Below are 18,476 nucleotides of genomic sequence, written 5' to 3'. Positions count from 1 at the left end.
CGTGCCGGCACCGGGCCTCCAGGCGGCCGCGTCTCCGGCGTGGCGCACGGTGCGTGTCGGGCGTCCCTACCCCCGTGACGAACGCGGCTCGCCCCGTGGTGAGCGATGCGTCACGTGGTGAGCGACGAGTCTCGTGCTGCCGAGCACGAGACTCGTCGCTGGACACGACACTTCGATGCCAGCCGGCAGTGCGCCGCGCGCCGCGCACCGCCGCCCGACAGGCGCGTGCCGCGCGCCCGGATAGAGTGGTCGGCATGCCCCGGGACGCACACGGACACCTGACCGCCGGCCGGATCTCCCCGCAGCGACCCGTCCCGAAGGACATCGAACGGCCCGAGTACGTCGGACGCGCCGAACCCGACGAGCACGGCCACGGTGACACCTACACCGCAGAGGAGGTCGAGCGGATCCGGACCGCCGGACGCATCGCCTCGCAGGCGATCGACGCCGTCGGCGCAGCGATCCGCCCGGGTGTCACGACCGACGAGCTCGACCGCATCGGCCACGAGTTCGTCGTGTCGCACGGTGCCTACCCGTCGACGCTCGGCTACCGCGGGTACCCGAAGTCGCTGTGCTCGAGCCTCAACGAGGTCATCTGCCACGGGATCCCGGACGACACCGTGCTGCAGGAGGGCGACCTCGTCAACATCGACATCACCGCCTACAAGGACGGGATGCACGGCGACACGAACCGGACGTTCCTCGTCGGCGAAGCCGCCCCGGAGGTGCAGGACCTCGTCACCCGCACCGAGGAGGCACTCCGCCGCGGCATCAAGGCCGTCGCCCCCGGTCGGCAGGTGAACGTGATCGGCCGTGCCATCGAGGCGTACGCGAAGCGTTTCGGCTACGGCGTCGTCCGCGACTACACGGGACACGGGGTCGGACGGGCGTTCCACTCCGGCCTGATCATCCCGCACTACGACGCGCCCCACCACGACACCGTCATCGAGGAGGGCATGGTGTTCACGATCGAGCCGATGCTGACCCTCGGCGGGATCGAGGCGGACATCTGGTCGGACGACTGGACCGTCTCCACCCGCGACAAGTCGTGGACCGCGCAGTTCGAGCACACCCTCGTCGTCACCGAGCGCGGCGCCGAGCTCCTGACCGTCTCCTGACCTCCCTACCGAAAGGCTCCTCATGACCACCCTCGCAGTCGGCGTCGACATCGGCGGTACGGGCATCAAGGGCGCGATCGTCGACGTCTCCACCGGCGAACTCCAGACCGACCGGATCAAGAAGGCCACTCCCGAGGGCGGCAAGCCGCACGACATCGTCGCGGTCGCGAAGTCGATCCTCGACGAGCTCGCGCCGGCGGCGGACGTGCCGGTGGGCGTGTGCTTCCCGGCGATCGTCCGCGACGGCAAGACCATGTCGGCGGCGAACGTGTCGAAGAAGTGGATCGGCTTCGAGGCCGAGGCGCTCTTCGAGAAGGAGCTCGGCCGCTCGATCCACTTCGTGAACGACGCCGACGCCGCCGGGTTCGCCGAGCAGCAGTTCGGCGCGGCGAAGGGCAAGGACGGCCTCGTCGTCGTCACGACCCTCGGCACCGGGATCGGCACGGCGCTCATCAACGACGGCGTGCTCATCGTGAACTCGGAGCTCGGGCACCTCGAGATCGACGGCCACGACGCCGAGACGAAGGCCTCCTTCGCGGCGAAGGAGCGGGACGACCTGTCGTGGAAGCACTGGGCGAAACGGCTGCAGAAGTACTACTCGACGCTCGAGGCGCTCCTCTCCCCCGAACTCTTCGTCGTGGGCGGCGGCGTGTCGAAGCACCACGAGGAGTTCCTGCCGCTGCTCGACCTGCAGGCGGGCATCATCCCCGCGACGCTCCGCAACAACGCGGGCATCATCGGCGCGGCGACGCTCGCCGCGCGGTCGCAGCAGCAGGCGTAGCCCGCCGCGGCGTCGGCCGTGGCGGGGTCGCTGCCACGGTCGACGGCGGCGGAAGAGCGCCGCGCGGCTCAGGCGTCGCGCCGAGGTTCCGCGACTTGCCGCCGGTGAAGCGTCGAGGTTCCATCGACGGGCGCCCAGCGCGTCGAGATGCCACAATTTCGGAACCTCGCGGAGCCAGGGCGGCGGCACCGCTAGACTTTCCGTGCGAACGGGTCGGTGAGACGGTCGCGTCACTCCCCCGGGAGTGCCGAGGAACGTCCGGGCTCCACAGAGCAGGGCGGTGGGTAACACCCACCCGGAGCAATCCGCGAGACAGTGCCACAGAAAGCAGACCGCCGGCGGCGACGTCGGTAAGGGTGAAACGGTGGTGTAAGAGACCACCAGGGGTCCGGGTGACCGGATCCGCTCGGTAAACCTCGCCCGGAGCAAGGTCAGACAGAGGACGACGAGGCTGCTCGCTGAGTCCTCGGGTGGACCGCTGGAGGCCGACGGCAACGTCGGTCCGAGAGAGATGGCCGTCACCGCGAGAGCGGGACAGAACCCGGCGTACGGCCGGCCCGTTCGCTCAGACGGGAGGCCCGGTGCCAGCTGGCACCGGGCCTCCCGTCGTTCCGACGGCCGGGTCTACAGCCCCGACTCGGGCGTGCGCACGAGGATCGCGTCGCTGTCCGGGCAGAGCACGACGTCGTCCGGCGCTGCGGCACGGATCGACTGCAGGTCCGAGTTGGTCAGGGTCACGCCGGAGGCGGTGGACACGCCGCCCTGCAGGAGCGATGCACCGAAGCCGTACCGGGCGCGCTGCCGGTCGTACAGCGCCAGGAGGTCCGCCGGCACCTTCGCGGCGACGTCCGCACGGGCCTGTACTGCGGAGGTCCGGTCGCCCTCGAGCCGTGCGATCTCGGTGTCCCGCTCGGCGACGAGTCCGGCGCGCGCGGCGTCGGCGTCGGCGAGCTGCGCCTCGATGTCGCCGACCCGGGCGCGGAGGCCGTCGAGCTGCTCCATGACCTCGAGCTCGCTCGTCTCGAGGTCGCCGATGCGCCGCTGCAACGAGTCGAGCTCGCTCTGCAGACCCGCCGCGTCCTTGGCGTTGGCGACGTTCTGCAGGAGGGTGGTGTCGCGCTCGACCCGGGCCTGCGCGATCGCCGTGTCCGACTCGAGGCGGGCGAGTTCGCGTTCCGCGTCCTCCACGAGCCCCGTCGCGGCGGCGAGCTCACCACGGAGCTTCGCCGCCTTCGTGCTGAGCTCGGTGAGCTGGTCGCCCTTGCGGAGCGCGGTGATGCGGTGCTCGATGCGGGTCACGTCGTTGTCGAGTCGCTGGACGTCGAGGAGGATGACCTGGTCCTCGGGTGCTGCCTTCACGGTCAGGCTCCTTCTGCTTCGGTGGCGGGTTCGGCTGCGGCCCCGGTCGGAACGGCGGCTGCTGCGGTCGGCTCGGACGGTTCGGCCGCCGGCAGGACGGCGAAGTCCCACGGGTCGGTCCGGAGGTCGCTCACGGTGACACGGACCCCGGCGGCGGCCGCGAGTTCCGACGCGGCGACGTCGAGCCACAGCCACTCGGTGGCCCAGTGCGAGGTGTCGATGAGCGCGGGCCCCGCGGCGAGCTGCGCCTGCTCGCGGAACTCGGACGCCGGGTGGTGACGGAGGTCGCTCGTGACGTAGACGTCGGCGCCGAGGACGGCGGGGTGCCCGAGCAGCGAATCGCCCGCGCCGGCGCAGAGCGCGACGGTCCGGATCGGGTCGTCGTACCCGCCGGACACGCGGACGCCGGTGGCGGTGCCGGGCAGCAGGTCGACGAGGGTCCGGGCGAGCGCGCCGAGCGTGGTGGGCTCGGCGAGCGTGCCGACCCGACCGATCCCCGTCGCGGGATCGGCAGCGGGGTCGATCGGTCGTTGGTCGGTCAGACCGAGTCGGTCGGCGAGCACGGCGGACGTGCCGGTGGTCACGACGTCGGCGTTGGTGTGCGCGGCCAGGAGCCCGGCGCCGCCGCGGACGAGGGTCGCGAGGACGGAGCCCTTGTAGGTCGACTCGGCGATGGTCGTCACGCCGCGGAGCAGCAGCGGGTGGTGCGTCAGGAGCAGGTCCGCCCCGAGTGCGACCGTCTCGGCAGCGGTCGCGGGGACGGCGTCGACGGCGAGGTGCACGTGCTGCACGTCGGCGTCCGGGTCACCGGCGACGAGGCCGACCGCGTCCCACGACTCCGCCCCGGCGGACGGCCACAGCTGCTCGACGACGTCCTGGATCTCGCGGAGCTTCGGCATCCCGTCAGTCTACCGAGCCGAGCACGCGCACCACGCGGGCCGCGGTGCCCGGGCGATCCGTGCCTCCAGGCAGCACCTCAGGCGCGGCCGAGCGCCCGCAGGACGCGGGCGACGAGCCGCTGCCACCACCTGACCGACGGGCCCTGCTCCTGCGGGGCGGTCTCCGGGGCCGCCTGCGCGTCGTCGGGACGCGCGGCCTCGGGCAGGACGACCGGCGTGCTCGCCGTGGCACCGACGTGCGCGGTCAGCGCAGCGGCGAACGCCTGGCGGTCGATGACGGTGGGCCCGGTGGCGGGCTGGACGAGCGGCGTCGGTCGCGTGTTCGCGGACACCGGCGTGACGGCCAGGAGGCCCGGTGCGGGTCGGACGGGTTCGTCGCGTTCGGCGACGGGTTCCGGAGCGCGCTCCGGCTCGATGAGCGCGGCGGTGGCGGCGGTCGGCTCGAGGACCACGGCGGTGGCGGCGTCGGTCGCAGCGACGCCCGGCGCCGCGGGCCGCGGTCGAGCCGGCACCGTCGCGGCGGCATGCTTGGCGATCGGGTGCGCGGGACCCACGACGGTCGGGACCGGTCCCGTGGCAGCACGGCGCGCAGCGGCCTGCTGACGCCGGACCGCCTCGACGGCGGCGTCGGCCAGGAGGTCGGCGAAGACGGTGCGGGCGAACTCGCGGGCGGCGCGCACCTCGGGGTCGTCGAGTTCGGCGACGGTGACCTCCCACGCCGCGAGGCGTGCGAGGTCCTCGTCGCGACGACGGACCTCGTCCTCGAGGAGCACGATGCGCTCGATCGTGGGACGTCCGCTCGCGGCGTCGACCTCGATCGCGAGCTCGTCGATGCGGAGGGCGAGACGTGCGGGCGGTTCCGGGAACGCCGGGGTGCACGCGGCGTGACGGGCGCGGTCGCGAGGGCGGCGGAACGCCTCGGCGGTGGCACCGGTGTCGGTGTCGGTGGTGGCTGCGCGGGTGGCGAGCGCGCCGGCGGCGGTCACGTGCTCGGCCGCAGCGGCGGCGTCTGTGTCTGCGTCCGTGTCGGCCGTCGACTCGGCGATCGGAGCGGTCAGCGCCGCGGCGTCCGGTCGCTGCACGGGCCCGGTGACCGGCGGGACGACGAGGTCCGCCAAGTACGGTGCGCGCGTCGCCGGGGCATCACGGAGCCACTCCTCGAGCTCGCGACCGAAGGGGTCGACGAGGGGGGTGCGTGCACCGGACTGCGTCTCCATGCCCGAACAGTAAATATCGGAGCCGTCGAACCGTGGGAGATCCGCGGAGTGTCGCGAAATCCGCTGCCATGTCACCCGGACGTGAGCGGCGCGTCGGGCGGGTCGACCCTGGACGCCGTCAGACCGGTCGGTCGATCGTGCTGAGCAGCGCCCTCCCGGCACTCCAGGCGCCGACTCCGGAGGCGACGTTCACGTGCTGCACCGCTCCGAAGCGGTGCACGGTCGCGCCGAGCGTCGTGGCGAACGCGACGGCACGCGCCGCCGAGCAGTACGGGTCGTCGTCGCTGACCACGAGGTGCACGTTGTCGACCGCCGCGGGGCGTGTCGGTGCCGTGAAGCCGTGGGCCCCCGGCGGGAACCCCTCCGCCTCCGGATCAGGGGGTGCGACGAGGAGTGCTCCCGCGACGGGGAGCGGCGTGGGTCCGGGGCGGGACAGCCCGCGCGCCACGCTCTCGTGGTCGGACAACCACTGCGCGGCGGCGAGGACGCCGAGGCTGTGCGCGACGAGGACCGGCGGACCGTCCTCCGGGTCGAGTGATGCGACCGCGGACGTGATCGCCGCCTGCCAGTCCTCGGGGTCCGGGTGGGACCACGATGCCGGGGCGATCCGCACGACGCGTCCGTCCTCGGCCTCGCGGTCGGCCTGCCACCGGGACTGCCAGTGGTCGGGGTCGGAGTTCCAGATGCCGGGCACGATCACCCACGGTCGCGGTCGCTGCACGGGGGCAGCGTAGCGGTCGACGCAGGCGCTGCGCAGCGGCCGGTCGCCGCGCTGACGGCTGCGCGGTCGCCGCCTCCGGCCGGGGCGGTCAGCGCTGCAGGGTGTCGCGGGGGTACTCGCCGAAACGGCGCGCGTAGGCGGCGGAGAACCGGCCGAGGTGCGCGAACCCCCACCGGACGGCGACGGACGCGACCGTCGTCTCGCCTGGTCGGGCACGTTCCAGCTCGTCGTGGATCCGGTCGAGCCGGATGCCCCGCAGCATCGCGTTCGGTGCGGTCCCGACCTGGCGCTGGAACGCCTGCTGCAGCCCTCGGACGCTGAGCCCCACCCGCTCCGCGACGTCCGTCGTCGTGATCGGCGTGTGGGCTGAGGCGTGCATGTACTCGATGGCCGTCCGTACCCGTCCGGTCGCTCCCTGCGGCAGCGGGACCTCCGGGGCGAGGACGGTGTGCGGGAACGTGCGGAGCAGGGCGTACGCGGTCTCCCGGGTCGTCCCCGCCAGCGCGAGCTCGGACAGCGGCGCCGGGCCGAGGACGATGCGGGCGGCCCGCTGCACGTGGGCGTTCCAGGCGCGGAGGTCGGCCGGGTCCGGCGTGCGGGCGTGGTCGAACACGAGCGGCCCGGGCTGGACCCCGTGCACCTCGGCCGCGACGCGCTCGAGGTAGCGCCGGTCGAACTGCACGAGGCTCTGCCGGAGGTCGGCGAGGTCGAACACGAACGGCCGACCGGACGGGAACATCATCGGCGCCCGCGGTCCGAAGGCCACCTCGTCGCGGCCGACGTCGACGCGGCCGCCGCCCTCCGCGGTCCACATCACGACGTACTCGTCCTTGACCTCGACCTCACCGCGCATGCGCCCGTCGAAGCGGGTGGACCGGAAGGTCATGGTGTCGTCGCCGATGACCTTGAAGCGGTAGCCGAACGGACGGTCGGTCCGATCAGCCGAGAATCCGGCGCCCTCGTAGGCTTCCTCGTACATCCGGACGGCTTCGTCCGGATGTGCGCCGGACACGTCGAAGGAGGACCGGGGGTCTCGATCGACCCGTGCGTCGTCGGCAGCGGCGGTGCTCATCGTCCGAAGCGTCGCACGGCGGGTCGCGGTTCCGGCAATCGGTGCCGACCGCTTGCGGGAAACGGCCCGAGGAGTGCGGTCCGTGGACCTGTCGAGCGAAGCTCAGTCGCGCCGGGCGCGCTGCAGTGACCAGCGGTTCCGGTTGTCCACCCGGTCGTACCGGAGGTCGTCGACGACCATCTTGACGAGCGCCAGACCACGACCGCTCTCGGCGAGGTCGTCCGGCAGCTCGGCCGCAGCGGGGTCGATCCCGGCGGGGGCACCGTCGTCGCTCACCACCGCGGTGTAGCCGTCGGACGAGCAGGAGAGGTCGACGCGGCACGCGAGCTGGCGCCCGCGGCCCGCGTGCTCGATCACGTTCGACGTCAGCTCGACGAGCGCGAGTTCGAGGGCCATCCGGTCCTCCGCCGACACGGACGGTTCCGCCTGCCAGACGCGGGCCAGGAACTCGTGCACCGCCGTGACGTCGTCCGGCGGACAGTCCAACTCGACGCGGTGCGCGCCGGTCGCCGTGGTCACAGCCAGTCGGACACCGCGGCGTCCCCGTTGGGGTACGTCCGCAGGATCTTGTCGATGTTGCTCAGCTTGAGGACCATCTGCACCTGCTCGGACGGTGCAGCGATGCGGAGGTCTCCCCCGGCCTGCCGAGCGGTCTTGAGGGATCCGACCAGTGCGCCGAGACCGGACGAGTCCATGAAGTCGACACCGGAGAGCTCGACAGCGAGGTTCGCGCGCCCACCCCCGACGACCTCGGCCACCCGCTCGCGGAACGCCGGAGCGGACACCATGTTGAGTCGGCCGCTGCACTCCAGGACGGCTGTGTTCGTTGATGCCTCGTGTACGACGATGTCCATCCGGTGCGCTCCCCTTCGGTTCGTGCTCGCAACCTACCGGGTCGAACCTACCGGGCTGCCCGGGTCGGGGCAGCCACGGTCCCGCCGCGTGTCGAGTCGACCGGTGCGTCACGCTGCCGCGCCGGCCCGCCCCGTCACGCGTCAGCGCGGGCCCGGCGCGTCGCGACCAGCTGCACGACGACCGCCGCGGCCATGAGCACCGCCATGACCGACCCCATCGCCAGCGCGGTGCCCCCGAGCGCGCTTGCGAGGGGCGTCCCGAGACCGCCGAGCCCGAACGTCAGGCCGCCCTGGAGCGCCGCCGCGGTCCCCGGGTGCGCCGCCCCGACGTGCTGGGTGCGGGTCATCGCCGCCGGGAGCACGAAGCCCCACCCACCGGTCACCACGGCGAGCGAACACCAGACCGGGACCGGTCCGAGGCCGAGCAGCGCCGACGTCAGGACCCCGAGCGCGCCGAGCGTCCCGACGGCCAGCCCGAACGAGAGCAACCCGTCCTCCGACCAGCGCCCGACCACCCTGCGGAACACGAGCGTCGTCACGATCATCATCGAGGCGTTGGTGGCGAACACGAGCGTGTACAGGCCCTCGCTGAAGCCGTACTGGGTCTGGAAGACGAACGAGCTCGTGGCGATGTAGGCGAAGAACCCGATCGTGGAGAGCACCCCGGTGAGGACGTAGGCGCGGAACCGTCCGATTGCCATGAGCTGCCGGATGCGCGCCCAGTTGGCGCCGAGCCCGACACCGCCGCGGCGCTCCCGGGGCAGGGTCTCCCGGAACCGCAGGACGACCAGCACGAAGAACACGGCACCGAGCACCGCGAGCACGACGAACATGAGCCGCCAACTCGCGGCCGTCAGCACGGCTCCCCCGGCCAGCGGTGCGACCACCGGACCGATCGCGTTGATCGCCGCAAGGGTGCCGAACACCTTCGCCATCCGGGGACCCGCCGTGACGTCGGACACCATCGCCCGACCGGCGACCGCCCCCGCCGCTCCTGCCAGGCCCTGGAGCACCCGCGCGACGACGAGCGTCACGGCATCGGGAGCGAGGGCGCACCCGACGGACGCGAGGACGAACACGGCGGTGCCGACCAGCAGCATCGGTCGTCGTCCGATCCCGTCACTCACCGGGCCCGCGAGCAGCTGTCCGACGGCGAACGCGACGAGGAACGCGGTCAGGGACAGCTGCACGGCGCCGGGCGTGGTCGCGAGGTCACGGGCGATGGCCGGGAGCGCCGGGATGTACATGTCCGTGGCGAACGGCGAGACCCCGACGATGAGCGCCAGCGGCACGATGGGCGGCAGCGCTCCCCGCTGGGTGGTCGTCGGTTCTGCGCTGCGCTCCGTCGTCACGCGGCCACGCTACGCCGCCTCGAATCGATTCGACAAGGAGAACGGCTGATGGGACGCGCGCGTTCCGACGCCACACGCGTCGATCGACGCGCGGGAGGTCGCACCGCGCGCGCTTCGTGGGACGGCGGCAGCCTGGAGGACCGGTGCCGGTCCGCCGGGCGCGCGCCGCGCCTCCAGGCGGTCGCGTGGGCGCCGAGGGCGTGACGCCGGGCGGGCCTCCGGAACGCGCGCGTTCCGACGCAGCACGCGTCCATCGACAGGTGGGACGTCGTCACGCGCGCGTTTGGTGGACCGGCCGCGGCCAGGACCAGGACCAGGACCAGGACCAGGACCAGCCTGGAGGACCGGTGCCGGTCCGCCGGACGCGCGCCGCGCCTCCAGGCGGTTGCGTGGGCGCCGGGGGGCGCCACGGTCGTGTGTCGTACGACGACGACGACGTCGTCCCTTCGCTGCGCGAATGATTGCACGCGCAATCAGCGACGCGGTCGCTGTCGTGCGGCAGCGGTCCGGTCGTTCGACAGCGACGGGCGAAGTGACACGCGCGCCGCACACGACGAAACGCGCGTCGATCGACGGGTGGGACGTCGGAGCGCGCGCGTTTCGTGGAGCAGCCGCAGCCGCAGCCGCCGGGATCAGCCGGTGTTCTGCAGGCCGGCGGCGATGCCGTTCACGGTCAGCAGGAGCAGCCGGTGGTCGCGGTCCGTCGGGTCGGTGCTGCCGCTCGTCCGGATCGACCGGAGCGCCCGGAGCTGCAGGTGCGAGAGCGCGTCGACGTACGGGCTGCGGAGCCGGACGGCGCGGGCGAGGACGGGGCGGTCCTCGAGGACGTCGGCGCCCCCGGAGATCCGAAGCACCCAGGCCCGCGTGCGCCGCATCTCGTCGAGCACGCGCGCGGCGAGGTCGTCGCGGTCGGCGAGCTCGAGGTAGCGCCCGGCGATGTACTCGTCGGTCTTCGCGAGCGACATCTCGACGTTCTTGATCATCGCGCCGAACAGCGGCCAGTCGGCGGCGGCACGGCGGAGCACGTCGACGTCCCCGACGGCCTCGAGCGCAGAGCCGAGCCCGTACCAGCCGGCGAGGTTGATCCGTGCCTGGGTCCACGAGAACACCCACGGGATCGCCCGGAGGTCCTCGAGGGACTCGACCGACAGCCCACGGCGGGCCGGACGCGAGCCGAGGGGCAGCAGTCCGAGCTCCTCCATCGGGGTGACCCGGGCGAACCACGGTGCGAACCCGTCCGCCTTGACCAGGTCGTAGAACGCCCGACGCGACACGTCGTCGAGCTGCTGCGCGAGGTCGGCGAACTCGGTGGCCGCCGCCGCGGTGCGCTGCTCGTTCGAGGGCGACGACGCGAACAGCGTGGCGGAGGCCATCTGCTCGAGGTGCCGCGCCGCGATGTCCTGGTCGCCGTACTGGGCGAAGATGACCTCGCCCTGCTCGGTGAGCTTGAGTCGTCCGTCGATCGATCCCGGCGGCTGCGCGAGGACGGCCTCGTTGGCGGGCCCGCCGCCACGCCCGAGCGACCCGCCACGGCCGTGGAACAGCGTCAGCTCGACGTCGTTCGCGGACGCCCAGTCGGCGATGCGGGCCTGTGCGTCGTAGAGCGCGAGGTTCGCGGACACCGGGCCGACGTCCTTCGACGAGTCCGAGTAGCCGAGCATGACCTCGAGCCGACGCCCGGTCGCTGCGAGTCGGCGCTGGAACGGCTCGGTACGGACGGCCTCGTCGAGGACGTCGACGCTGGCGTGCAGGTCGGCGAAGGTCTCGAACAGCGGGATGACGTCGAGCACCGGTGCCGCCTCGGCCGACCCGAGCGCGGCGACCGCGAGCTCGTGCACGTTCGCCAGGTCCGCCGCGGACTGCGTGAACGACACGATGTACCGGTGCGCGGCCCGCACGCCGAACCTGGCCTGGAGGTCCGCGATGGTCCGGAAGACCGACAGGACCTCCTGCGTCGTGTCGCTCAGCTCGCCACCCGCGCGGATCTCGGCGAGGGCGTTGCGGTGCACCTGCGAGTGCTGACGGACCTCGAGCTCGGCGAGGTGGAACCCGAAGGTCTCGACCTGCCAGACCAGGTTCTGGAGCTCTCCGTTCGCCGGGCGCACGGCACCGGCGGCGACGAGCGAGGCCTGGATCGTCCGGAGGTCGGCGAGGAGCTCTTCGGGGCTCGCGTAGGCGGTGCGCTCGTCACGGCGACGCGTGGCACGGATGCGGGCCGCCACGAACAGCAGCGCCCGCCGGTGGGTCTCGTTCGGGGCACGGACGCCGATCCGCTCGGCGACGGCCGGGTCGAGGCGCTCCTGCTCGGCGACGAGCGCGGTCAGTCCGGCGTCCGCCGGTGTCTCGCTCGCGTCGAGGGTGAGGGCGCTGCCGATGCGGGTCGCGGCACGCGCGAGGCCGAGCAGGATGTGCTCGGACGCGATCTCGGCGGCCTGTCGGGTGACGTCGGCCGTCACGTGCGGGTTGCCGTCGCGGTCGCCGCCGATCCAGGTCCCGAAGCGGACGAACGCCGGAGCGACCACCGGGGCACGCCCGGCGTCGTCGCCCTGCAGACGGTCGTCGAGCAGGCGGTACACCTGCGGGACGATCTCGAAGAGCGTCTGGTCGAAGACGCTCATGGCCGTCCGGACCTCGTCGAGCGGGGTCGGCCGGGTGGTCCGGAGCGGCGAGGTCCGGAGGAGCGTGGTGATCTCCTCGAGGAGACGCCGCTCGTTCTCGGCGCGCGCGGTGGCGTTCCGCGAGCGGTCGCGCTCGTCGATCAGGTCGGTGATGCGCCGGACGGCCGTGGTGACCGCACGACGGCGGGCCTCGGTCGGGTGCGCGGTGAGGACCGGGTGGAACCGCAGGCCCTCGAGCCGTGCCGCCGCCTCGTCGGCGCCGACCTGCTCGACGAGCGAGCCGTACGTCGCCGGGAACGAGTCACCCGGGAGCCCGCCGTCGTCGCCGCGCTGCCGGAGCACGCGCACGCGGTGGTGCTCCTCAGCGAGGTTCGTCAGGTGGAAGTACGTGGTGAACGCCTGCGCGACGGCCTCGGCCCGCTCGGCGGACATGCCCGCGACGAGCTCCTCGGCCCGGGCGGCGCCCGCGGCGCCGGACCCCTCGTAGGCCTCGATCACCGCGGCTCGCAGGGTCTCCACGTCGTGCAGGAGGTCGTCGCCGCCCACCTCGCGCAGCACCCGCCCGAGCAGGTTGCCGAGGTAGCGGACGTCGGCGCGGAGGTCGCTGTCGACCGCTCCGCTCACGTCGTCCCTGGCGCGTCCGTGACGCGTCTGGCCGTCGATCGCCGTCATGTCGTCCTTTCCGGGTCTGCCGGGGGCGGGCCCCGGTATCCCAGCAGCGTATCGGGCCACCGGGACCGGTGACGACAACCGTCCGGACGGACCAGCGGCCCCACCGGTACCACCAGCGGCAGCGGCCGCGACCGTGGCCACGGCGGCAACAGGGCGCCGGGACCGTGGCACGCGGCAGGAGCACCCCTGCAGTCGCCGTGCGCCGCGGTCCCGGCGGGTCGGAGGGCGCGCGTCAGGCGTGGACCGCGCGCGGAGCGGCTGCCGGCGTCCGGAGCGCCTCGAGTTCGGCGAGGAGCCGTCGGTCGAGCGCGTGGGCGGTCTCGACCTCGGCGATCACCCGCTCCTGCTCGTCGGCGTCCCACGGGGCCCGGTCGAGCTGGTCGCGGTACGTGTCCCCGAACGCGGCCGGGTCGGCGACCTGCTCACAGATCCAGAAGAGCACGCCGTTCGTCTCGAAGCCGAACCGGTCGCTCAGGACCGTGCCGATCGCACGACCGCCGGACAGGTCGCCGAGGTAGCGCGTGTAGTGGTGCGCGACGAAACCACCCGGCCAGGTCGCCGCGACCTCGTTGAGCCGCCGGACGTAGGCGGTCGTGGCCGGCAGGGGGCACACCAACTCGGACCAGTCCGGCCCGATGAGGTACTCCAGGTCCGCGCGGATCGCGGGCATCCGCGTGAGCTGCGGCGTCACGAACGGTGCCACGACCGGGTGGTCCACCATCCGCTCCGCGGCGCGCTCGAGGGCGTCGTACACGAACGCGTACTGGCCGAGCAGGTCCGCGTGGTCCGCCACCTCGCACGTCCCGGCCGCGAGGTCGTGCAGGAGCCCGTCCCCCGTCGCGGAACCGCCGGCCCGCCGGGTGCGGCGGCGCAGCAGCTCCGAGAACGGCGTGACGATGGTGTCCATGAGGTAAGGCTAACCTCACCTCCTGGACAGTCAAGCGTCACGCCCGAGGAAACGAGAGGAGACTCGTCCCCGATGAGTCCCAAGCCGAACCGCCCCCAGCACGTCTTCGTCGTCGACCGCACGGAGCGCCTGAGCCCCCACATGGTGCGGGTGCACCTCGGCGGCCCCGCCTTCGCCGACTTCGTGGCCGGTGCGGACCCCGACCGCATCGCGGCGACCGACCGCTACGTCAAGCTGCTCCTCGCGAAGCCCGGGCTCGGCCTGGAACCGCCGTACGACCTCGACGGACTCCGCGCGACGCTGCCGAAGGAGGACCGCCCGGCCCGCCGCACGTACACCGTCCGGAGCATCGACCACGCGGCCGGGACCATCGCGATCGACTTCGTGGTGCACGGCGACGAGGGGCTCGCCGGCCCGTGGGCCGCCGCGGCACGCCCCGGCGACCGACTCGCGCTGTCCGGCCCGGGCGGCGGCTACACGCCGTCCTCCGACCCCGCGGTCACGCACGTCCTCCTCGGCGACGACAGCGCCCTGCCGGCCATCGGGTCCGCCCTGGAGGCACTGCACGCCTCCGCCACGGGCATCGCCCTGGTCGAGGTGGCCGGTCCCGACGACGAGCAGCCGATCGCGCACCCGACCGGCGTGGACCTGCGGTGGCTGCACCGCGACGCCACCGGCGCCGAGCCGGGCACCCTGCTGCTGGAGGCGGCGCGGACGCTGCCCCGTCCCTCCCGGCCGGTGCAGGTGTTCGCGCACGGCGAGCGGACCGCGATGAAGGCGGTCCGTCGCCTGCTGCAGGACGACTGGGGACTCGAGAAGCCCGAGCTGTCGCTGTCGGCGTACTGGGCGCTCGGGCGCGCGGAGGACCGCTTCCAGGAGGAGAAGCGCGAGCCGATCGGGGTGATCTTCGAGGAGTGAGCGACGACGGGAGGGGATCAGGCGGCCGCTGGGTGCTCCCGCTGCGACAGGTGCTGCCGTGGTGGTACGTCGGGGGTGCCGTCGCGACCATCGCGGTGACGGCGATCGTCAACCCGGAGGGCAACCAGTCCGCGGTCACGGCATGGGGGCCGATCATCGGTCTCGTCGTCCGGGACCGCCAGCTCGCTGCTCGGGGACGAGTCGATCGCGGCCTCCCGCCTCGGGATCCGTCGGCACCGGCACCGAGGTGGCCGGAGCCGGTGCTCGCCGTGCTGCTGACGGCGGGCGTGGTGGGCCTCGGACTCCTGCTCGACGCGTTGCTCGGCCACCGGACGGTCGTCACGACCTGGGTGGGCGGCGGCCTCACGGCGGCTGGCGTGCTCGGGGGCCTCGTGGTCGGGCTGGTGCTCCGCCGACGACTGGCCAGCGACGAGGCCCGGTCGGACGGTGCGGTCGTCGGACGGCGCTGAGGGTCCGCCGACACGGCCCGGGTTGGATGGCGGCATGACGAGCGAACCGGTCGACCGCGCCACCGACGGACCCCTGCTGTCGCTGGTGTACTCCAGCCGCGCGGTCGTCGGGTTCGGGCTCGACGCACTCGACGAGCTGCTCGCGCACGCCCGCACGGCGAACGAGTCCGTGGGGATCACGGGGCTCCTGCTCTACAAGGACCACCGGTTCCTGCAGTTGCTCGAAGGTCCGGAGGCGGCGGTGCGCGAGAAGATGACCTTCATCACCGAGGACCCGCGTCACGACCACGTGACCGTGCTGCTCGAGGAGCAGGTACCGGAGCGGCAGTTCCCCGGCTGGACCATGGGCTACGCCGCCGAGGACGCCCTGCAGCACGCCGACGTCCCCGGGTACCGGACGACCTTCGACGACATCGACTTCCTCCCGGACGACCACGCGGCCGGACCCGTCGTCCCCGCGCTGCGCGAGCTCGTCCGGTGGTTCCGGGTCACCCGCCCGGGAGGCACCGAGCGGGCGACGGCGCAGCCCGAGGGCTGACCGCGCACCTCCCCGTGCCGGATCGTCCGCCGCGGTCGCACCCGACCGATCGGTTCCCGGTCGCACGGCGTCCAGAGGACGTAGCGTGTCGGCGTGAAGGTGCTGCTGCTCGAGGACGACGTGGAACTCGGCGCCGCGGTGGTCGAGGGCCTGCGCGACGAGGGGTTCGTCGTCGACCACGTGGGGACCCTGCGGGACGCGGACCTCCAGCGTGCCGTGAGCCACTACGACTGCCTCGTGCTCGACCGCACCGTTCCGGACGGCGACGCCATCGGGCTGGTCGATGCGCTGCGACGGGCCGGGGACACCACGCCGATGCTGCTGCTCACCGCGCGGGACCGCGTGTCCGACCGGGTCGCGGGGTTCGAGCACGGCGCCGACGACTACCTGGTCAAGCCGTTCGCGTTCGCAGAGCTGATCGCCAGGATCCGCGCGCTCGGTCGTCGGGCGGTGGACCTCGCTCCCCCGGTGCTCCGGGTCGGGGACCTCGAACTCGACACCGCCAGGCACGAGGTCCGGCGCGGTGGACTGCCGGTGACGCTCACCGCGAAGGAGTTCACGGTGCTCGAAGTGCTGCTGGGCGCGACCGGGCGGGTGGTCGGGCGCACCGAGTTGCTCGAGCGCGGTTGGGACGAGATGAGCGCACCGGGCTCGAACGTGGTCGACGTCCTCGTCGGACAGCTCCGGCGCCGGCTCGGGAGCCCCGATCTGATCGAGACCGTCCGGGGCGTCGGCTACCGGGTGACGGGGTGAGCCGGGACCGGCGTCGGTCGGACCCGGCACGCCGACGGATCGCCCGCATCCGGTGGACGACGACGCTCGTGTTCGCCGCGGCGACGGCTGTGTGCCTCGGGGTGCTGGTCGGCGCGGCGCTCCGGATCGACCTCGCGTCGCGCGGCGAGGCCACCGACACCGACCTCCGGCAGCGCGCCGAGACGCTCGCGGACCTCGTCACCTTCGGCGAGGACCAGGCGCTCCGTCTCGGACCCGTGCAACAGAGCCACGCCGCCGAGTCCGTGCCGGTGTACGGCTTCGTGACGGACCGGGAGATCGCGTACGCACAACCCGGGCAGGGCGCACTGCCGTCGGACGCGGTGCTGCGGCGAGCACTCGCGGACGCCCGGCACGCAGGTGACCAGGTGGTGACGTTCGTCGCACCGGAGGCCTCGTCTCCCGACGGCCCCGAGCTGCACTGGGCGGCGGCGACGATCACGGACTTCGGGACCTACGTGGACGGCGGGTACACGGGTGGGATCGCCGTCGCGGGCAAGCCCGTGGCCGCCGCGGTCGGGCACACGCAGCTCCGCACGGGTTTGCTGCTCGCGGCCGGGGCACTGACGCTCGCGGCCGCTGCGTTCGCGCACGTCGTCGCGGGGATCGCGGTGCGTCCGGCGGTGCGGGGGCTGGAGGCGCAGGAGCAGTTCCTGGTGGAGGCCGCGCACGAGCTCCGCACCCCGCTCGCGACGCTGCGGGTGCTGGCCGAGCGTCGGGCGCCGCCGGAGCAGACGGTGCGGCAGGTGGACCGGCTCGTGGCGTTGACCGAGCGGTTGCTGCTCCGCGCCCGCTCGGCCGGCCCGGCAGCGGTGTCGACGGAGCAGGTGCGGCTCGACCGGGTCGTCGAACGTGCGGTGATCGCCCACGTCGAGGCGGTCGGGCCAGGGGCGTCCGCCGACGCGGACATCGACCTGCGGACGAAGCCGACGGTGGTGGACGCGGACCCGGAGCTGGTCGAGCGGGTCGTGGAGAACCTGCTCGCCAACGCCGAACGCCACGGGGCTGCGCCGGTCGCGGTCCAGGTCGACGACGGAGTCCTGCGGGTCGCGGACCACGGCCCGGGCATCCCCGCGCGAGCCCGGCGCCGGGCGCTGCGTCCGGGAGCGACCGGCGGGTCCGGCACGGGGACCGGGTTGGCGATCGTGCAGTGGGCGGTGCGGGCGCAGCGGGCCGAGCTCTCCCTGCGGCCCACCGCTCCGGAGGACACCGAGCGCCCCGGGCTGACCGTGGTCGTGCGGTTCCGGCAGGGTCGGGACCGCACCTCATCGAAACCTCATGCACGCGGGCGGAACGTGGACGCAGGCAGACAGGAAGGAGCCTGAGATGACCACCACGACGTGGAAGAGCGCAGCGTTCGCGGGGGCTGCGGGGATCATCGCCCTCGTCGCCCTCGCCGGGTGTGCGAGCGGCGGTGCCGTGCAGGCGGGACCGACCACGGGGACGACGCACAGCGCCGCCAGCGCGGCGCCCGCGACCGACGCGAGCAGTGCCTCCGGTCCGACGGCCGCGTCAGCGGCGACCGGATCGGCGGCGACGGGCGGCGGCAGCGGGTCGAGTGCCGGGTCGCTCCGTTCGGGTGCGTGCACCGCGACGCACCTGCACGGGTCGCTGACGACCGCGGTCGGCGGCGGGAGTGCGGGGCACCAGGCGTACGAGATCGTCTTCCGGAACACGGGCTCGTCGCCGTGCACCCTGCAGGGCTGGCCGGGGGTGTCCTTCGTGGGGAAGGGCAACGGGACGCAGCTCGGGGCGCCGGCGACGTTCGACCGCTCGAGTGCGCACGGGACGGTCACGATCGCCGCCGGCAGCACGGCGCACGCGACGCTGCTCGTGGCGCAGGCGCGCGACTACGAGGACTGCGGGATCACGACGGCGGACGGGTTCCGGGTGTACCCGCCGGGGTCGAAGCAGTCACTGTTCCTCGACGCGGGGCAGCTGGAGCTGTCGGCGTGCACGGCCTCGGGCGTGCAGCAGTTGCAGGTGCAGGCGGTGCAGCCGGGAGCGTGAGTGGTCGCGTCGGTCAGGCCGGGTCCGTCCCGGGCTGACCGACGATGGCGCGCAGGGCGGCCCAGTCGGGCACCGGTGCGCGTGCGTGGTCGTGCGCGGCGGCGTGCGCTTCGGCTCGTGCGGCGCCGGCGTGCGCTTCGGCTCGTGCGGCGCCGGCTCGTGCGGGTTCGTGGAGGGCGGCGCGAGCCTCGCTCCGTGC

Annotated in this window: 19 protein-coding genes and 1 other RNA gene; 9 read left to right on the top strand and 11 right to left on the bottom strand. The window is 73.5% G+C overall.

Annotated features, from left to right (window positions below; genetic code table 11):
* Positions 1–254: 254 nt before the first annotated feature.
* From map to rnpB, 3 genes are all read left to right on the top strand, one after another.
* The gene (gene map, locus ACSW7Y_RS09275) at positions 255–1,118 is read left to right on the top strand and encodes a type I methionyl aminopeptidase (RefSeq protein WP_438126011.1); all 864 of its coding nucleotides are present in this window, start codon (positions 255–257) and stop codon (positions 1,116–1,118) included.
* A gap of 22 nt (positions 1,119–1,140) precedes the next feature.
* On the top strand, positions 1,141–1,899 hold the full coding sequence (ppgK, locus tag ACSW7Y_RS09270; RefSeq protein ID WP_438126010.1) for a polyphosphate--glucose phosphotransferase: 759 nt from the start codon (positions 1,141–1,143) through the stop codon (positions 1,897–1,899).
* 209 nt (positions 1,900–2,108) lie between these two features.
* Positions 2,109–2,463: RNase P RNA component class A (rnpB, locus tag ACSW7Y_RS09265), an RNA gene on the top strand.
* 60 nt (positions 2,464–2,523) lie between these two features.
* On the opposite strand, the gene ACSW7Y_RS09260 is transcribed toward rnpB, so the two are convergent.
* From ACSW7Y_RS09260 to ACSW7Y_RS09215, 10 genes are all read right to left on the bottom strand, one after another.
* Positions 2,524–3,258, bottom strand: coding sequence for a zinc ribbon domain-containing protein (locus ACSW7Y_RS09260; RefSeq protein WP_438126009.1), 735 nt, complete (start codon positions 3,256–3,258; stop codon positions 2,524–2,526).
* A 2-nt stretch (positions 3,259–3,260) separates the two neighbouring features.
* Positions 3,261–4,157, bottom strand: coding sequence for a Nif3-like dinuclear metal center hexameric protein (locus ACSW7Y_RS09255; RefSeq protein WP_438126008.1), 897 nt, complete (start codon positions 4,155–4,157; stop codon positions 3,261–3,263).
* 77 nt (positions 4,158–4,234) lie between these two features.
* The gene (locus tag ACSW7Y_RS09250) at positions 4,235–5,374 is read right to left on the bottom strand and encodes a hypothetical protein (RefSeq protein WP_438126007.1); all 1,140 of its coding nucleotides are present in this window, start codon (positions 5,372–5,374) and stop codon (positions 4,235–4,237) included.
* A 118-nt stretch (positions 5,375–5,492) separates the two neighbouring features.
* On the bottom strand, positions 5,493–6,095 hold the full coding sequence (locus ACSW7Y_RS09245; protein WP_438126006.1) for an RBBP9/YdeN family alpha/beta hydrolase: 603 nt from the start codon (positions 6,093–6,095) through the stop codon (positions 5,493–5,495).
* An 88-nt stretch (positions 6,096–6,183) separates the two neighbouring features.
* Entirely contained in the window at positions 6,184–7,167 is a 984-nt protein-coding gene (locus tag ACSW7Y_RS09240) for an AraC family transcriptional regulator (protein WP_438126005.1), read from the bottom strand.
* A gap of 102 nt (positions 7,168–7,269) precedes the next feature.
* Positions 7,270–7,686, bottom strand: coding sequence for an ATP-binding protein (locus ACSW7Y_RS09235; protein WP_438126004.1), 417 nt, complete (start codon positions 7,684–7,686; stop codon positions 7,270–7,272).
* Positions 7,683–8,021, bottom strand: coding sequence for an STAS domain-containing protein (locus ACSW7Y_RS09230; RefSeq protein WP_412880598.1), 339 nt, complete (start codon positions 8,019–8,021; stop codon positions 7,683–7,685). Before ACSW7Y_RS09230 ends, ACSW7Y_RS09235 begins: the two co-directional genes overlap by 4 nt.
* Before the next feature lie 134 nt (positions 8,022–8,155).
* The gene (locus tag ACSW7Y_RS09225) at positions 8,156–9,373 is read right to left on the bottom strand and encodes a multidrug effflux MFS transporter (RefSeq protein WP_438126003.1); all 1,218 of its coding nucleotides are present in this window, start codon (positions 9,371–9,373) and stop codon (positions 8,156–8,158) included.
* 632 nt (positions 9,374–10,005) lie between these two features.
* Positions 10,006–12,663 (bottom strand): phosphoenolpyruvate carboxylase, encoded by a 2,658-nt coding sequence (locus ACSW7Y_RS09220; protein WP_438126002.1) that lies wholly within the window; start codon positions 12,661–12,663, stop codon positions 10,006–10,008.
* A 232-nt stretch (positions 12,664–12,895) separates the two neighbouring features.
* Positions 12,896–13,570: a heme oxygenase (biliverdin-producing) gene (locus tag ACSW7Y_RS09215; RefSeq protein ID WP_438126001.1), complete on the bottom strand. Its 675-nt coding sequence runs from the start codon at positions 13,568–13,570 to the stop codon at positions 12,896–12,898.
* A 72-nt stretch (positions 13,571–13,642) separates the two neighbouring features.
* Between ACSW7Y_RS09215 and ACSW7Y_RS09210 the strand changes: the two genes are divergently transcribed.
* The 6 genes from ACSW7Y_RS09210 (at position 13,643) to ACSW7Y_RS09185 (ending at position 18,277) form a co-directional block, all read left to right on the top strand.
* Complete coding sequence (locus ACSW7Y_RS09210; RefSeq protein ID WP_438126000.1) at positions 13,643–14,488, top strand: siderophore-interacting protein; 846 nt, start codon at positions 13,643–13,645, stop codon at positions 14,486–14,488.
* 32 nt (positions 14,489–14,520) lie between these two features.
* The gene (locus tag ACSW7Y_RS09205) at positions 14,521–14,958 is read left to right on the top strand and encodes a hypothetical protein (RefSeq protein ID WP_438125999.1); all 438 of its coding nucleotides are present in this window, start codon (positions 14,521–14,523) and stop codon (positions 14,956–14,958) included.
* A 34-nt stretch (positions 14,959–14,992) separates the two neighbouring features.
* Positions 14,993–15,496 carry a BLUF domain-containing protein gene (locus tag ACSW7Y_RS09200; protein WP_438125998.1) on the top strand — a complete coding sequence of 168 codons (504 nt, stop codon included), beginning with the start codon at positions 14,993–14,995 and terminating at the stop codon, positions 15,494–15,496.
* Between the two features lie 93 nt (positions 15,497–15,589).
* Entirely contained in the window at positions 15,590–16,249 is a 660-nt protein-coding gene (locus tag ACSW7Y_RS09195) for a winged helix-turn-helix domain-containing protein (protein WP_438125997.1), read from the top strand.
* Positions 16,246–17,592, top strand: a complete 1,347-nt coding sequence (locus ACSW7Y_RS09190) for a sensor histidine kinase (protein WP_438125996.1) — start codon at positions 16,246–16,248, stop codon at positions 17,590–17,592. The genes ACSW7Y_RS09195 and ACSW7Y_RS09190 overlap by 4 nt, the downstream gene beginning before the upstream one ends.
* Before the next feature lies 1 nt (position 17,593).
* A complete protein-coding gene (locus ACSW7Y_RS09185) occupies positions 17,594–18,277 on the top strand; it encodes a DUF4232 domain-containing protein (protein WP_438125995.1) in 684 nt (227 codons plus the stop codon).
* Between the two features lie 13 nt (positions 18,278–18,290).
* Here the strand turns inward: ACSW7Y_RS09185 and ACSW7Y_RS09180 are convergent.
* Positions 18,291–18,476 (bottom strand): hypothetical protein (locus ACSW7Y_RS09180; RefSeq protein ID WP_438125994.1); only part of this gene is annotated, 186 nt, incomplete at its 5' end.

The sequence above is a fragment of the Curtobacterium flaccumfaciens genome, from assembly GCF_051548005.1.
In the GTDB taxonomy this organism is placed as follows: Bacteria; Actinomycetota; Actinomycetes; order Actinomycetales; family Microbacteriaceae; genus Curtobacterium.
Note: the sequence above shows the minus strand (reverse complement) of the source record. Positions and strands in the feature narration are given on the sequence as shown.

Bases quoted from the DNA above. Each gene is read 5' to 3' on its own strand.
- map (WP_438126011.1), top strand. From the start codon at position 255: ATGCCCCGGGACGCACACGGACACCTGACCGCCGGCCGGATCTCCCCG.
- ppgK (WP_438126010.1), top strand. From the start codon at position 1,141: ATGACCACCCTCGCAGTCGGCGTCGACATCGGCGGTACGGGCATCAAG.
- ACSW7Y_RS09255 (WP_438126008.1), bottom strand. From the start codon at position 4,157: ATGCCGAAGCTCCGCGAGATCCAGGACGTCGTCGAGCAGCTGTGGCCG.
- ACSW7Y_RS09250 (WP_438126007.1), bottom strand. From the start codon at position 5,374: ATGGAGACGCAGTCCGGTGCACGCACCCCCCTCGTCGACCCCTTCGGT.
- ACSW7Y_RS09240 (WP_438126005.1), bottom strand. From the start codon at position 7,167: ATGAGCACCGCCGCTGCCGACGACGCACGGGTCGATCGAGACCCCCGG.
- ACSW7Y_RS09230 (WP_412880598.1), bottom strand. From the start codon at position 8,021: ATGGACATCGTCGTACACGAGGCATCAACGAACACAGCCGTCCTGGAG.
- ACSW7Y_RS09220 (WP_438126002.1), bottom strand. From the start codon at position 12,663: ATGACGGCGATCGACGGCCAGACGCGTCACGGACGCGCCAGGGACGAC.
- ACSW7Y_RS09215 (WP_438126001.1), bottom strand. From the start codon at position 13,570: ATGGACACCATCGTCACGCCGTTCTCGGAGCTGCTGCGCCGCCGCACC.
- ACSW7Y_RS09210 (WP_438126000.1), top strand. From the start codon at position 13,643: ATGAGTCCCAAGCCGAACCGCCCCCAGCACGTCTTCGTCGTCGACCGC.
- ACSW7Y_RS09200 (WP_438125998.1), top strand. From the start codon at position 14,993: ATGACGAGCGAACCGGTCGACCGCGCCACCGACGGACCCCTGCTGTCG.
- ACSW7Y_RS09185 (WP_438125995.1), top strand. From the start codon at position 17,594: ATGACCACCACGACGTGGAAGAGCGCAGCGTTCGCGGGGGCTGCGGGG.